The organism is Pseudomonas sp. DTU12.3 (assembly GCF_004124275.1).
Classification (GTDB): Bacteria; Pseudomonadota; Gammaproteobacteria; order Pseudomonadales; family Pseudomonadaceae; genus Aquipseudomonas; species Aquipseudomonas helmanticensis.
In genome coordinates this window covers 5,333,538-5,347,457 of the sequence record NZ_CP027218.1, presented here as the reverse complement: position 1 = coordinate 5,347,457, position 13,920 = coordinate 5,333,538, and the positions used below count along the sequence as shown (strand labels likewise).

At 60.0% G+C, this 13,920-nt stretch carries 14 protein-coding genes and 1 other RNA gene; 11 read left to right on the top strand and 4 right to left on the bottom strand.

Features of this window, described 5'->3' with window-relative positions:
- Window positions 1–122: 122 nt before the first annotated feature.
- Both C2E19_RS24490 and C2E19_RS24485 read left to right on the top strand, forming a co-directional pair.
- On the top strand, window positions 123–740 hold the full coding sequence (locus C2E19_RS24490; RefSeq protein WP_047303097.1) for a glutathione S-transferase N-terminal domain-containing protein: 618 nt from the start codon (window positions 123–125) through the stop codon (window positions 738–740).
- A 16-nt stretch (window positions 741–756) separates the two neighbouring features.
- Window positions 757–1,170, top strand: coding sequence for a ClpXP protease specificity-enhancing factor (locus C2E19_RS24485; RefSeq protein WP_129395440.1), 414 nt, complete (start codon window positions 757–759; stop codon window positions 1,168–1,170).
- Window positions 1,171–1,227: 57 nt separating this feature from the next.
- Here C2E19_RS24485 and C2E19_RS24480 read toward each other — a convergent pair whose 3' ends face one another.
- The 4 genes from C2E19_RS24480 to C2E19_RS24465 form a co-directional block, all read right to left on the bottom strand.
- Window positions 1,228–1,806: a BON domain-containing protein gene (locus tag C2E19_RS24480; RefSeq protein WP_007917023.1), complete on the bottom strand. Its 579-nt coding sequence runs from the start codon at window positions 1,804–1,806 to the stop codon at window positions 1,228–1,230.
- A complete protein-coding gene (locus C2E19_RS24475; protein WP_008082788.1) occupies window positions 1,803–2,396 on the bottom strand; it encodes a phosphoheptose isomerase in 594 nt (197 codons plus the stop codon). Before C2E19_RS24475 ends, C2E19_RS24480 begins: the two co-directional genes overlap by 4 nt.
- Before the next feature lie 101 nt (window positions 2,397–2,497).
- A complete protein-coding gene (locus tag C2E19_RS24470; protein WP_129395439.1) occupies window positions 2,498–2,860 on the bottom strand; it encodes a YraN family protein in 363 nt (120 codons plus the stop codon).
- Window positions 2,860–4,671 (bottom strand): penicillin-binding protein activator, encoded by a 1,812-nt coding sequence (locus C2E19_RS24465; RefSeq protein WP_129395438.1) that lies wholly within the window; start codon window positions 4,669–4,671, stop codon window positions 2,860–2,862. The genes C2E19_RS24470 and C2E19_RS24465 overlap by 1 nt, the downstream gene beginning before the upstream one ends.
- A 177-nt stretch (window positions 4,672–4,848) precedes the next feature.
- Between C2E19_RS24465 and rsmI the strand changes: the two genes are divergently transcribed.
- From rsmI to mraY, 9 genes are all read left to right on the top strand, one after another.
- Complete coding sequence (rsmI, locus tag C2E19_RS24460) at window positions 4,849–5,754, top strand: 16S rRNA (cytidine(1402)-2'-O)-methyltransferase (RefSeq protein WP_129395437.1); 906 nt, start codon at window positions 4,849–4,851, stop codon at window positions 5,752–5,754.
- 73 nt (window positions 5,755–5,827) lie between these two features.
- Window positions 5,828–6,181, top strand: an RNA gene (gene rnpB, locus C2E19_RS24455) — RNase P RNA component class A.
- Between the two features lie 402 nt (window positions 6,182–6,583).
- Window positions 6,584–7,039, top strand: coding sequence for a division/cell wall cluster transcriptional repressor MraZ (gene mraZ, locus C2E19_RS24450; RefSeq protein WP_007917012.1), 456 nt, complete (start codon window positions 6,584–6,586; stop codon window positions 7,037–7,039).
- The gene (gene rsmH / locus C2E19_RS24445) at window positions 7,036–7,983 is read left to right on the top strand and encodes a 16S rRNA (cytosine(1402)-N(4))-methyltransferase RsmH (protein ID WP_007917010.1); all 948 of its coding nucleotides are present in this window, start codon (window positions 7,036–7,038) and stop codon (window positions 7,981–7,983) included. Before mraZ ends, rsmH begins: the two co-directional genes overlap by 4 nt.
- Entirely contained in the window at window positions 7,980–8,273 is a 294-nt protein-coding gene (gene ftsL, locus C2E19_RS24440; RefSeq protein ID WP_007917008.1) for a cell division protein FtsL, read from the top strand. The genes rsmH and ftsL overlap by 4 nt, the downstream gene beginning before the upstream one ends.
- Entirely contained in the window at window positions 8,273–10,012 is a 1,740-nt protein-coding gene (locus C2E19_RS24435) for a penicillin-binding protein 2 (protein WP_174823980.1), read from the top strand. The genes ftsL and C2E19_RS24435 overlap by 1 nt, the downstream gene beginning before the upstream one ends.
- Window positions 10,012–11,475, top strand: coding sequence for a UDP-N-acetylmuramoyl-L-alanyl-D-glutamate--2,6-diaminopimelate ligase (locus tag C2E19_RS24430; protein WP_129395435.1), 1,464 nt, complete (start codon window positions 10,012–10,014; stop codon window positions 11,473–11,475). Before C2E19_RS24435 ends, C2E19_RS24430 begins: the two co-directional genes overlap by 1 nt.
- Window positions 11,468–12,835 (top strand): UDP-N-acetylmuramoyl-tripeptide--D-alanyl-D-alanine ligase, encoded by a 1,368-nt coding sequence (gene murF / locus C2E19_RS24425; RefSeq protein WP_129395434.1) that lies wholly within the window; start codon window positions 11,468–11,470, stop codon window positions 12,833–12,835. Before C2E19_RS24430 ends, murF begins: the two co-directional genes overlap by 8 nt.
- Window positions 12,835–13,917: a phospho-N-acetylmuramoyl-pentapeptide-transferase gene (gene mraY, locus C2E19_RS24420; RefSeq protein ID WP_129395433.1), complete on the top strand. Its 1,083-nt coding sequence runs from the start codon at window positions 12,835–12,837 to the stop codon at window positions 13,915–13,917. The genes murF and mraY overlap by 1 nt, the downstream gene beginning before the upstream one ends.
- The last annotated feature ends 3 nt before the right edge of the window (window positions 13,918–13,920 follow it).

The window sequence follows — 13,920 nt, the reverse complement described above, 5'->3', positions numbered from 1 at the left end:
CGCGCGCGCCCAAGGGCGCCTCCAATAACGTAGCGTCTGGTTCGCCAGGTGCTGCGGGAGGCGCCCTCTGGGCGCGCGCGTTTTTCCGGTTCCGACAAATTCAACAAGCGAGGAGGATCGCCATGGGCGTGACCAATCGGTTGGCCTGTTACTCCGACCCCGCCGACCACTATTCCCACCGAGTGCGCATCGTGCTTGCAGAGAAGGGTGTCAGCGCCGAAATCATTTATGTGGAAGCTGGTCGCCAGCCGCCTAAACTGATTGAGGTGAACCCTTACGGAAGTCTGCCTACGCTGGTCGATCGTGACCTGGCGTTGTGGGAGTCGACCGTGGTGATGGAATATCTGGATGAGCGTTACCCGCACCCGCCATTGCTGCCGGTTTATCCGGTGGCGCGTGCCAACAGCCGTCTGCTGATTCACCGTATTCAGCGTGACTGGTGTGGTCTGGTGGATCTGATCCTGGATCCGAAAAGCAAAGAGGCCGCGCGAGTCGTGGCGCGCAAGGAATTGCGTGAAAGCCTGACGGGCGTGTCGCCGCTGTTTGCCGACAAGCCATTTTTCCTCAGTGAGGAACAAAGTCTGGTGGATTGCTGCCTATTGCCAATACTCTGGCGTCTGCCGATTCTGGGTATTGAACTGCCGCGGCCAGCCAAGCCGCTGCTTGATTATATGGAGCGCTCGTTTGCGCGTGAGGCTTTCCAGGCGAGTCTGTCTGGTGTCGAACGCGATATGCGCTAAGGCTTAAGGAGCCGCTATGAACTCCAGTCGACCTTATCTGGTCCGCGCGCTCTACGAGTGGATTGTTGATAACGATTGCACCCCGCACATGCTGGTCAATTCCGAATTCCCGGCGGTGCAAGTGCCGCAGGGTTTCGCCAGTGACGGGCAGATTGTTCTGAACATCTCGCCGAGCGCCGTGCGTCATCTGCACATGGACAACGACGTGGTGACCTTCGAAGGTCGCTTCGGTGGTGTTCCGCACAGCTTGTACGTGCCGATCAGTGCGATTCTCGGGATCTACGCCCGGGAGAACGGTCAGGGCATGGTGTTCGATCTCGAGTCGCCAATGGATGACGAAGACGACATCGAGTCGGATGACGACTTGCCACCACCGGACAGTGAGCCACCGCGTCCAAGCGGCCGGCCAAGCCTGAAAGTGGTGAAATAAAAAAAGGCGATCCATCTGGATCGCCTTTTTCATGCGCGTCTCAAAACTGCGTGTGTGTCAGTCGATGTATTCGAAGAGTTTGACGATCTTCTGTACGCCGGAAACACCCTGCACCAGATTGGTTGCCTGAGTGGCTTCCTGTTTGGTCAGCAGACCCAGCAAGTAGACGATACCGTTCTCGGTCACGACCTTGATGCGCGAGCCGGGGATGCTGGCGTCGGTGAGCATCTGTGTCTTGATCTTGGACGTCAGCCAGGTGTCGTTCTGGCGCGCCAGGAAGCCGGACGGCGGTATGACCTGCAGTTCGTTATGCACGGTTTTTACCCGTTGAACGGCGGCTGCCGCCTGCTCAGCCTTGGCTTTCAAGTCTGCGCGAGGCGTTTGACCGGCCAGCAGTACGACACCGTTGAAGCTGGTGACGACGATGTGTGAATCGTTGTCCAGAGCCGGGTCGGCCTTGGCCACGTTCACGCCCACTTTGGTTTCGATCAGCGAATCGTCGATCTTGCTGCCGAAGGTGCGCGTGCCGCGGTCGTCGTCGATCGGCGCTTCACGGCTGGCGTTCACCACCGAGGTGCAGCCGCTGATGCCGAGGCACAGGGTCAAGGCCAGAAGGCCAAGGCGATTAGGGGTCATTCTTCACTCCCGAACAGTTGGCTGTCGATCAGATCGCAAAGGCAATGGATCGCCAGCAAGTGGACTTCTTGAATACGTGCAGTGACATTGGCCGGTACGCGAATCTCGACGTCCTCGGGCAACAGCAGCGACGCCATGCCGCCGCCATCGCGTCCGGTCAAAGCTACGACAATCATTTCGCGATCATGTGCGGCCTGGATCGCTTGAATAATGTTCGCCGAGTTGCCGCTGGTCGAGATCGCCAGCAAGACATCGCCCGGTTGGCCGAGTGCGCGGATCTGTTTGGAGAACACTTCGTTGTAGCTGTAGTCGTTGGCGATCGAGGTGATCGTCGACGTGTCGGTGGTCAGGGCGATGGCCGGCAGGCTCGGGCGCTCGCGCTCAAAACGGTTGAGCAGCTCGGAAGAGAAGTGCTGGGCATCGCCGGCCGAGCCGCCATTGCCGCACGAAAGCATTTTGCCCTCGTTGAGCAGGGCGTTGACCATGATCTGGCTGGCTTGCTCGATGTGCGGTGCAAGTACGTCCATCGCCTGTTGCTTGGTGTCGATACTGGCCTGGAAAAGCTGGCGAATTCGGGATTGCATGTCCATCTGTGTGACCTTAAGTGGCGCGGCTGTTCGGCACGTGAATGTGCAGCCCGCAAAGCAAAGAGCAAAAGTTGTCGGGTGAAAATGTCCGGGGCGGAGGCAGATCAGCAGTCAAACGCATTCTGCAACCAGTTCAGCTGATTCGGGTGGCTGTCGATTGCCACCACATCGAAGCGGCAGGGGGAATTGGCCCAACGCGACTCGCGCTGAAGAAAATACTGCGCAGCGAAAATCAGTTTCTGCTGCTTGCGCCCATCGATGCTAGCGAGCGCGCCACCCCATTGGGTGTTTTTTCTGTAGCGAACTTCAACGAATACTACTGTATCGCCATCAAGCATGACCAGATCAAGCTCACCGCGTTTGCATAACCAGTTCTGCGCAAGCAACTGCAATCCGTGGTTTTGCAGATGCTCGAGCGCCTGGCGCTCGGCATCCTTGCCGCTTTGCGAGCTTGACCTGTCAGGCATCAGCGCGGGGTGTCCGGCAGGCGTTGAACCTGACCGCTGACGAACTGCGCCCAAGGCAGCTGACGCACAACACGTTGGGTCTGGGTCATGCCGAGGCTGCCCGACTCACCATCAATGCGGCTGTCCGGCAGGGCTTTGAGTTGGCCCAGGCGCGGCGCCAGGCGATAGGCATCGACACCCATTGCGTACAGGCGACCGAGGCTGCCGGCGGCTTGTGGCCACTGCGCAACCACTTGCTGACGCAGTGGATCGCTGTTGTCCAGCAGCCACGGGGTTTCGCAGAAGCGAATGCCGTTCATGTCGTTGTACTGGTTCACGTCGCCACTGGCGCTGTAAACGTGCGAGGTCGCGTAAACCGGAACGTCGCCGGCATACTGGAAGTTCAGGGTCGGCTTGATCTGCTGCGCCTGTTGTGGCGTGGCGGCAAGGAAGATGAACTCGATGTCCTGACGACGCGAAGGCTGGGCGGCGACGTTGGTGCCGGCAGCATTCTGCAGGCTTTTAGCGCGGGCTTCGCTCTGGCGCAGCTGGAACATGTCCGCGATCTGCTGGGCCAGTTGCACTGGCTGATCGACACGTTCGGTGGCAACGATGCTGCCGCCGTTGGCCTGCCAATCCTGGCTGAAAGCGCGCAGTACGCGGTCGCCCCATTCGCCTTTCGGCACCATGATTGCGGCACGATGCAGGCCGTCAGCGCGAGCGCGGCGGGAAACTTCGCGGGCTTCGTCTTCGGCAGCCAGACCAAACTGGAACAGCTGCGCCGGGCCTTGATCGCCTTCGCTGTAGTTCAGCGCAAGGGTGGTGATCGACAGTTGCGGACGAGTGCTCAATTGTTTGACCAGTGGTTTTTCCAGTGGGCCAACGACCAGTTGCACACCGTCAGCCTGAGCCTTGCGGTAGAACTCGTCCATCGAGGTCAGTTTCGAGCTGTCGTAAAACTCGATGGCAGGTGGCTTTTGTCCGGCCTGTTGAGCCTGGTAGTGCGCAGCCATGAAGCCTTCACGCAGAGCTTTGCCGACAGCGGCCAGCGGGCCGTCTTGCGGCAGCAGCAGGGCGATCTTGCTCAGCGGCTGGCTGGCCAGTTCCTTGAGTTTGGTCAGCGGCAGCGGCAGGTTGATTGCGGCCGGGTGTTTTGGATTCTGTGCACGCCAGGTATCGATCGCAGCTTGCTGTTGTTCCAGAGTGCCAGCGGATTTCACCGCCAGCGCCAGGCCCATCCAGCCGCCGAGGTCGTCGCTGGTGTTCGGTTGCAATTGGTCGGTTGGCAGCGAGCCGATCAGGGTCCAGATCGCTTCGTGGTTCTTGCTCGCGGCTTCGCCTTGCAGCATCGGTGCGATGAATACGCGCTCGCGGGCGGCAGCCAGTGTCTGGCCATCGGCTTCAAGGGCGCGGGCATGTACGGTGCCGGTACGCACTTGCTGCTCTTCAGGCATTTCGCCCAAGTGTTGCAAGCTTGGATGGCTCAGGGCGGTCAGCGCGGCTTTCGGCTGATTGCGGGTCATCGCCAGCTCAGCGTTCAGTGTGCTGGCGAAGATCTGCTGGCCTGGTTTCAGTTGCTCCATCGGCACTTGTTGCAGGATCTGCGCGGACTGTCCGGCATTGCCTTGGCGATAGGCCAGGTCCGCCGCGCTCAAGCGCAACAGGGCGGCTTTTTCCGGGGTTTTCGCCTGGGTAGCCTGTTCGAGCAGTTGCTCGATGCTGGCATCCGGGGTCCGTGGAAGTTCGCCAAGGCTGGAGGAAGGGGAGCTGGCGCAAGCCGCCAACAAGGCAGCGAGGCAGAGGGCAGTGAACAGCCGCAGGCAAGCGATCATGTAAGTGTTCCTGATACTCGATCAAATTAGCGTCGAATTGTACCCAAGCACTGGCCGGGGCGCGATGTTAGTGGCGTGAAACGGACAATTTAGCTGGAGTAAATGTTGCAGCGGCGCACAACTGCACGCAAAACCGCAGGCGGGCAGAGCGCATCGCAAGCCTCGTGACGCGCTACAATGGCGGCTTTTACCGAACACGAGGTGTGCGCTTTGACTGCTCCAGGTCCTTTGAATTCCGCTGCTGGCTCGCTTTATGTGGTGGCGACGCCCATCGGCAACCTGGACGACATCAGCGCCCGGGCTCTGAAGATCCTCCGCGAAGTGGCCTTGATCGCTGCCGAAGACACGCGTCATTCGGCGCGTCTGATGCAGCACTTCGGGATTGCCACGCCGCTGGCTGCCTGTCACGAGCACAACGAACGAGATGAAGGTAGTCGCTTTATCACCCGTTTGCTGGCGGGCGACAACGTTGCGCTGATTTCCGACGCCGGCACGCCGCTGATTTCCGATCCGGGTTATCACCTGGTGCGTCAGGCCCGTGCTGCCGGCATCAGTGTCGTGCCGGTGCCGGGCGCCTGTGCATTGATTGCTGCGCTGTCGGCGGCGGGGCTGCCGTCCGACCGTTTTATCTTCGAAGGTTTTCTGCCGGCCAAATCGGTCGGGCGCAAGGCGCGTCTCGAAGCTGTTAAGGAAGAGCCGCGTACGTTGATTTTCTATGAGGCTCCGCACCGCATCCTTGAATGTCTGCAGGATATGGAAGAAGTGTTTGGCGGTGAGCGTCAGGCATTGCTCGCCCGTGAAATAACCAAGACGTTCGAAACGCTCAAGGGCTTGCCGCTGGCTGAATTGCGCGCATTCGTTGAATCCGACAGTAATCAGCAGCGCGGCGAATGCGTGGTGTTGGTGGCAGGCTGGACGCCGCCGGAGTCCGAAGACGCGGTCAGCAGCGAAGCGATGCGCATCCTCGATCTGTTGCTCGAAGAAATGCCGCTCAAGCGTGCTGCCGCGCTGGCAGCGCAGATCACCGGTGAGCGCAAAAACGTGCTGTATCAGGTCGCGCTGGAAAAACAGAAAGGCGTGTAAGCCGTCGCCCATAGCGGTCTTGAGGCTTTTAGCGCTTGTTCTTCAGGCGCTCTGCCGTTAACCTTCGCGGCGGAGAGTCGATCGGACAGTCGCTGCCCTCTATGAAAATTAGGGGGGGGAGGAAAGTCCGGGCTCCATAGGGCGAAGTGCCAGGTAATGCCTGGGAGGCGTGAGCCTACGGAAAGTGCCACAGAAAATAACCGCCTAAGCGCTTCGGCGCCGGTAAGGGTGAAAAGGTGCGGTAAGAGCGCACCGCACGTCTGGCAACAGTTCGTGGCTAGGTAAACCCCACTTGGAGCAAGACCAAATAGGGTCCCAAGGCGTGGCCCGCGCTGGGACCGGGTAGGTTGCTAAAGATGTCCAGTGATGGCCATCGTAGACGAATGACTGTTCAAGACAGAACCCGGCTTACAGATCGACTCTCCACCTTTTTCTTTCCCTGCTTGAATCAAAGACGACAGGGCTGTGTAATATCAGCAGGCCTGGTCTGAAAGTTCGGCAGCGGCAAACGCAGTAATAGCCATTTCCCACCTTGCTTCAATCAACAGCAGAAGCGCTTTTGTAATACCGAAAAAATCTTACTCTTAACAAATTACTTTAACTTTCGAGCGCAGCTATCAGTGCTGCATCAAGTTATAGGTCGAAACTCCGCGCCAGATTGTCGTTACTCCTCCTTTTAAGCTCCTAAATCTCCGTTCTGTAAGGGTTTTCCTTTAATCCGCGCCTTGACGGTGTGGTGGGCGCATTCCTATAGTGTGCGCAAGTGGCGGAAAGTGGCATGAAGTGGGTTTTTTGAGCTCAAAACGATAAAAATTGGAGAAACGCAGACGTGTTTCGCGGAGCTAACGCTATCAGTCTCGATGCAAAGGGCCGTCTCGCTATGCCGAGCCGGTACCGTGACGAACTCGATTCGCGTAGTTCCGGCCAATTGATCGTCACCATTGATGCCGTTGATCCGTGTCTGTGCGTCTATCCGCTCGACGAGTGGGAAATTATTGAAACCAAGTTGCGCGCACTCCCTTCGCTTCGCGAAGAGAACCGTCGCCTGCAGCGTTTATTGATCGGCAACGCCGTCGACCTCGAGCTCGATGGCAGTGGCCGTTTTCTGGTTCCACCGCGTTTGCGCGAATACGCCAAGCTCGATAAGCGCGCGATGCTGGTGGGCCAACTGAACAAGTTCCAATTGTGGGACGAAGATGCATGGAACGCGGTATCTGCCGCCGACCTTGCTGCCATTCAACAACCGGGCGCGATGCCTGATGAACTGCGTGATTTGATCCTGTGACTATTGATAGCGGCTTTAACCACATCACCGTACTGCTTGACGAAGCCGTCGAGGCTCTCGCCGTACGTCCTGATGGCTGCTATCTGGACGGTACGTTCGGGCGCGGCGGACACAGCCGGTTGATCCTCAGCCAGCTCGGCACGGACGGTCGGCTCATCGGGTTCGACAAAGATCCACAAGCGATTGCCACCGGGCAAACGCTAGCGGCCGAAGACGGCCGCTTTGTCGTTGTGCAGCGCAGCTTTGCCGAACTCGGTTCGGTGGTTGCCGAGCAAGGTCTGAGCGGCAAGGTCAGCGGTATTCTGCTCGACCTCGGCGTGTCTTCGCCGCAGCTCGACGACGCTGAGCGCGGCTTCAGTTTCCTCAACGACGGCCCGCTGGACATGCGCATGGACCCGTCCCGTGGCATCAGCGCCGCCGAATTCGTCAACACTGCGCCGGCTGAGGAAATCGCCCGGGTGTTCAAGGAATACGGCGAAGAACGTTTCTCCGGGCGCATGGCCCGTGCTGTGGCCGAACGTCGTGACATCAAGCCGTTCGAGCGCACCGCCGATCTGGCCGAGGTGTTGAAAGTTGCCAATCCGGCGTGGGAAAAGGGCAAGAACCCGGCCACCCGTGCATTCCAGGGTTTGCGCATTCACGTCAACAACGAGCTGGGTGATCTGGAAGCCGGCCTCGAAGCGGCGCTGGATGCTCTGGAAGTCGGCGGCCGTCTGGTGGTGATCAGCTTCCATTCGCTGGAAGACCGCATCGTCAAACTGTTCATGCGCAAGCTGGTGAAAGGCGAAGCCGACAACCTGCCGCGCAACCTGCCGGTTCGCCACGTTGCGTTCGAACCGAAAATCAAAGTCCATGGCAAAGCGCAGACGGCCTCCGACGCCGAACTCAAAGCCAACCCACGTTCCCGTAGCGCCGTCATGCGCGTCGCGGAGAAGCTGCGGTGAGCAAGCTTTTCGCCAAGCCACTGCCCGGCGGCAGCTTTCTGATGCTGCTGCTGTTTATCGGCGTGCTCGTGTCGGCCATCGCCGTGTCGTACAGCGCGCACTGGAACCGGCAGTTGCTCAACACCCTCTACAACGAACTCAGCGTGCGCGACAAAGCGCAGGCCGAGTGGGGGCGGCTGATTCTCGAGCAAAGCACCTGGACTGCGCACAGCCGTATCGAAGTGCTGGCCACCGAACAACTGAAAATGCACATTCCGGGCGCGGCTGACGTGAAGATGGTGGCGCCATGATGAAACTCGAAGGCGCACTGTTCCCATGGCGTTTCCGCGTGATGGTCGGGCTGCTCGGCGTAATGGTCGCGGCGATCTGCTGGCGCATCATCGACCTGCAAGTGGTTGACCGTGACTTCCTCAAAGGTCAGGGCGACGCGCGCAGTCTGCGGCACATTCCGATTCCGGCTCACCGTGGTCTGATCACTGACCGTAACGGCGAGCCTTTGGCCGTGAGTACTCCGGTGACCACGCTGTGGGCCAACGCCAAGGAAATGCAGACGGCGAAAGAGAAGTGGCCGGCACTGGCCGCCGCGCTGGGGCAGGACCCGAAAGCCCTGACCGAACGCCTCGAGGCCCAAGCCAACAAGGAATTCATTTACCTGGTGCGCGGGCTGACTCCCGAGCAGGGCCAGGCTGTGCTCGACCTGAAAGTGCCGGGCGTCTACGGCATCGAAGAATTCCGCCGGTTCTACCCGGCCGGTGAAGTCACCGCGCACATGGTCGGTTTTACCGACATCGATGACCACGGTCGTGAAGGTGTCGAACTCGCCTATGACGAATGGCTCGCCGGTGTGCCCGGCAAGCGGCAGGTCATCAAGGATCGGCGCGGTCGGCTGATCAAGGATGTCCAGGTCACCAAAAACGCCAAGGCCGGCAAGCCCTTGGCGTTGTCCATTGACCTGCGTCTGCAATACCTGGCCAACCGTGAGCTGCGCAACGCGATCATCGAGAACGGCGCCAAGGCCGGCAGCCTGGTGATCATGGACGTGAAGACCGGCGAGATTCTCGCCATGGTTAACCAGCCGACCTACAACCCGAACAACCGTCGCAACCTGCAACCGGCGATGATGCGTAACCGCGCGATGATCGACGTGTTCGAACCGGGTTCGACCATGAAAGCCATCTCGATGAGCGCCGCGATCGAGTCCGGCCGCTGGAAACCGACGGACACCGTCGAGGTGTACCCGGGTACCTTGCAGATTGGCAAGTACACCATCAAGGACGTTTCAAGGACCGAAGGCCCGGTGCTGGACATGACCGGGATTCTGATCAATTCCAGTAACGTCGGCATGAGTAAGGTCGCGTTCGATATCGGCGGCGAAACCATTTACCGCTTGGCACAGAAAGTCGGCCTCGGCCAGGACACCGGCCTCGGCTTCCCGGGCGAGCGCGTCGGCAACCTGCCGAACTACCGTGAGTGGCGCAAGGCTGAAACCGCGACCCTGTCTTACGGCTACGGTATTTCCGTGACCGCGATTCAGTTGGTGCACGCGTTCTCGGCACTGGCCAACAACGGTCGTCTCGCGCCGCTGACCCTGATCAAAACCGACAAGCCGCCGCAGACCACTCAGGTATTGCCGGAAGCCGTGGCGAAAACCATGCAAGGCATGCTCACCCAAGTGATCGAGGCGCCGCGCGGGGTATTCCGTGCGCAGGTGCCGGCATATCACGTGGCTGGCAAGTCGGGTACTGCGCGCAAGACTTCGGTCGGGACCAAAGGCTACGCAGAAAACTCTTACCGCTCGTTGTTCGCCGGTTTCGGCCCGATGAGCGATCCGCGTTACGCGATTGTTGTGGTGATCGATGAACCGTCCAAGGCCGGTTACTTCGGTGGTCTGGTTTCCGCGCCAGTGTTCAGCCGTGTGATGTCCGGCACCCTGCGCCTGATGAACGTGACCCCGGACAACCTGCCGACGACGCAACAAGCCAACGCCACCCCGGTCATTCCGCTGAAAGCCAATGGAGGGCGCGGCTGATGTCATTAAGTCTGAACAAGATATTCCCCCACGCCGGCCACGATCTGTTGATCCGTGAATTGGCGCTGGACAGCCGCAACGTGCGCGCAGGCGATCTGTTCCTCGCCGTGCCTGGCGGCAAATTCGATGGTCGTGCGCACATTGCCGACGCACTGCAACGCGGTGCGGCGGCTGTAGCGTATGAAGTGGAAGGCGCCACCGTGCTGCCGATCACCGACGTGCCGCTGATTCCGGTCAAAGGTCTGGCGGCACAGCTGTCGGACATTGCCGGGCGCTTTTACGGCGAGCCGAGCCATCACCTGAACCTGATCGGCGTAACCGGCACCAACGGCAAGACCAGCGTGACCCAATTGGTCGCGCAGGCACTGGATCTGCTCGGCCAACATTGCGGCATCGTCGGCACCTTGGGTTCCGGCTTCTATGGCGCACTGGAAAGCGGTCTGCACACCACGCCGAATCCGATCGCCGTGCAAGCGACTTTGGGCGACCTGAAAAAGGCCGGCGCCAAAGCCGTGGCCATGGAAGTCTCGTCTCATGGCCTGGATCAAGGCCGCGTGACCGCGCTGGCGTTCGATGTGGCAGTGATGACCAACCTGTCTCGCGATCACCTGGATTATCACGGCACCATGGAAGCGTACGCCGAGGCCAAGGCCAAGCTGTTCGCCTGGAATGATCTGAAGTGCCGCGTGGTCAACCTCGACGACGATTTCGGCCGGCAACTGGCCGCTGAAAAACGTGAGTCGCGCCTGATTACTTACAGTCTGCTCGACAGCAGCGCGTATCTATATTGCCGCGAAGCGCAGTTCGACGACCACGGTGTGCGCGCCACACTGGTGACGCCGCAGGGTGAACATCATCTGCGCAGCACGCTGCTCGGTCGCTTTAACCTGAGCAACGTTCTGGCGGCAGTCGGCGCCTTGCTCGGTCTGGATTACGCGCTCGACGAAATTCTCAAGGTACTGCCGAAACTCGAAGGCCCGGCCGGGCGCATGCAGCGTCTTGGCGGTGGCACTCAGCCGTTGGTGGTGGTCGATTACGCTCACACCCCGGATGCGCTGGAAAAAGTCCTGACCGCGTTGCGCCCGCACGTCAAAGGTCAATTGCTGTGCCTGTTCGGCTGCGGCGGCGATCGTGATCGCGGCAAGCGTCCGTTGATGGCCGAAGTGGTCGAGCGTCTGGCCGATCAGGTCGTGGTCACCGACGACAATCCGCGTACTGAAGATCCAGCGGTGATTTTCGAAGACATCCGCGCCGGATTCACTGCTGTGGATAAAGTCACCTTCGTCGCCGGCCGTGGCCAGGCGATTGCACAACTGATTGCCGGCGCGTCCGCCGATGACGTGGTTGTTCTGGCCGGTAAAGGTCACGAGGACTATCAGGAAATCAACGGCGAGCGCCATGCCTTCTCCGATCTGGTCGAGGCTGATCACGCCCTGACCGCTTGGGAGGTGGCCCATGCTTAAGGCGCTGAAACTCAGCGAACTGACCAACGCGCTCGATGCTCGCTTGATCGCTGCCGATGCCAGTTTCAACGGCGTCAGCATCGACAGCCGTGCGATCCAGCCTGGGCAACTGTTTATCGCCCTGACCGGTCCGCGTTTCGACGGTCATGACTATTTGAACGACGTCGCCGCCAAAGGCGCGGTGGCTGCGCTGGTCGAGCGCGAAGTCGCCGACAGCACGCTGCCGCAACTGCTGGTCAAGGACACCCGTCAGGCCCTCGGCCAATTGGGTGCGCTGAACCGTGCTGCATTTACTCAGCCAGTTGCAGCGATCACCGGTTCCAGTGGCAAGACCACGGTCAAGGAAATGCTCGCGAGCATCCTGCGCACGCGCGGTCCGGTACTCGCGACCCGTGGCAACCTGAACAATGACCTCGGCGCACCGCTGACCCTGCTCGAACTGGCCCCGGAACACACTTCGGCGGTAATCGAACTGGGCGCCTCGCGCCTTGGCGAAATCGCTTACACCGTAGGCCTGACCAAGCCGCACGTAGCGATCCTGAACAATGCCGGCACCGCGCACGTCGGTGAGTTTGGCGGGCCGGAAAAAATCGTCGAAGCCAAGGGTGAAATCATCGACGGGCTCGCGGCTGACGGTGTCGCCGTGCTCAATCTCGATGACAAGGCCTTCGGTATCTGGAAGACCCGAGCCGGCGCGCGCAAAGTGCTGACGTTCGCCCTGAGCAACACTCAGGCGGATTTCTACGCCAGCGACCTGACCACCGATGCCCGCGGCTGCCCGGCTTTCAATCTGCACACACCTGAAGGTGTCGAGCGCGTTCAACTGAACCTGCTCGGCACCCACAACGTCGCCAATTCCATGGCTGCCGCCGCTGCCGCTCACGCCTTGGGCGTGTCGCTGTTCGGCATCGCCACCGGGCTTGGCGCCGTGCAACCGGTCAAAGGTCGCACTGTCGCGCAACTGGCGAAAAACGGCATGCGCGTGATCGATGACACTTACAACGCAAACCCCACCTCAATGTGCGCGGCCGTTGATATACTCGCCGGCTTTTCCGGCCGCACCGTCCTGGTGCTCGGAGATATCGGCGAGTTGGGCGATTGGGCGGAGCAGGGGCACCGCGACGTGGGCGAGTACGCCCGGGGCAAGGTATCCGCGCTTTACGCCGTCGGGCCAAACATGGTTCACGCCGTCAACGCATTCGGTGAACAGGCGCATCACTTCGGCACGCAAGCCGAGCTGATCCAGGCCCTCGACGCCGAGCAGGACACAAACACCACCATTTTGATCAAGGGTTCGCGCAGTGCAGCGATGGAAAACATCGTTGCGGCTCTGTGCGGGTCCAGTCTGGAGAAACATTAATGCTGCTGCTGCTAGCGGAGTATCTGCAACAGTTCTACAAAGGCTTCGCGGTCTTTCAGTACCTGACCCTGCGCGGGATCCTTGGTGTGCTGACCGCGCTGGTTTTGTCGCTGTGCTATGGCCCGTGGATGATCCGCACCCTGCAGAACCGTCAGATCGGTCAATCCGTACGTAACGACGGCCCGCAATCGCACTTGTCCAAGTCGGGTACACCGACCATGGGCGGCGCGTTGATTCTGTCTTCGATCGGCGTCAGCACGTTGCTTTGGGCTGACCTGAGCAACCGTTATGTCTGGACTGTGTTGCTGGTGACCCTGCTGTTCGGCGCGATCGGTTGGGTCGACGATTACCGCAAAGTCATCGAGAAGAACTCGCGTGGCCTGCCGAGTCGCTGGAAGTATTTCTGGCAGTCGGTGTTCGGCCTCGGCGCGGCGATCTTCCTTTATATGACCGCTTCCACGCCGGTGGAAACCACACTGATCCTGCCGATGCTCAAGGATTACAGCATTCCGCTGGGCTTCGGTTTCATCGTGCTGACCTACTTCGTGATCGTCGGTTCGAGCAACGCGGTTAACCTGACTGACGGCCTCGACGGCCTGGCGATCATGCCAACCGTGATGGTCGGCGGCGGCCTGGGGATTTTCTGCTACCTGTCGGGTAACGTGAAATTCGCTGAGTACCTGTTGATCCCTTACGTGCCGGGCGCGGGTGAACTGATCGTGTTCTGCGGCGCGCTGATCGGCGCCGGTCTTGGCTTCCTGTGGTTCAACACCTATCCAGCGCAAGTGTTCATGGGCGACGTCGGTGCACTGGCACTCGGCGCGGCACTGGGCACCATCGCGGTGATCGTCCGTCAGGAAATCGTTCTGTTCATCATGGGCGGCGTGTTCGTGATGGAAACCCTGTCAGTCGTCATTCAGGTTGCGTCCTTTAAGCTGACCGGTCGCCGTGTGTTCCGCATGGCACCGATCCACCACCATTTTGAACTCAAGGGCTGGCCCGAGCCGCGCGTGATCGTCCGTTTCTGGATCATCACCGTGATTCTCGTGCTGATTGGCCTTGCCACCCTGAAGCTGAGGTAGAAC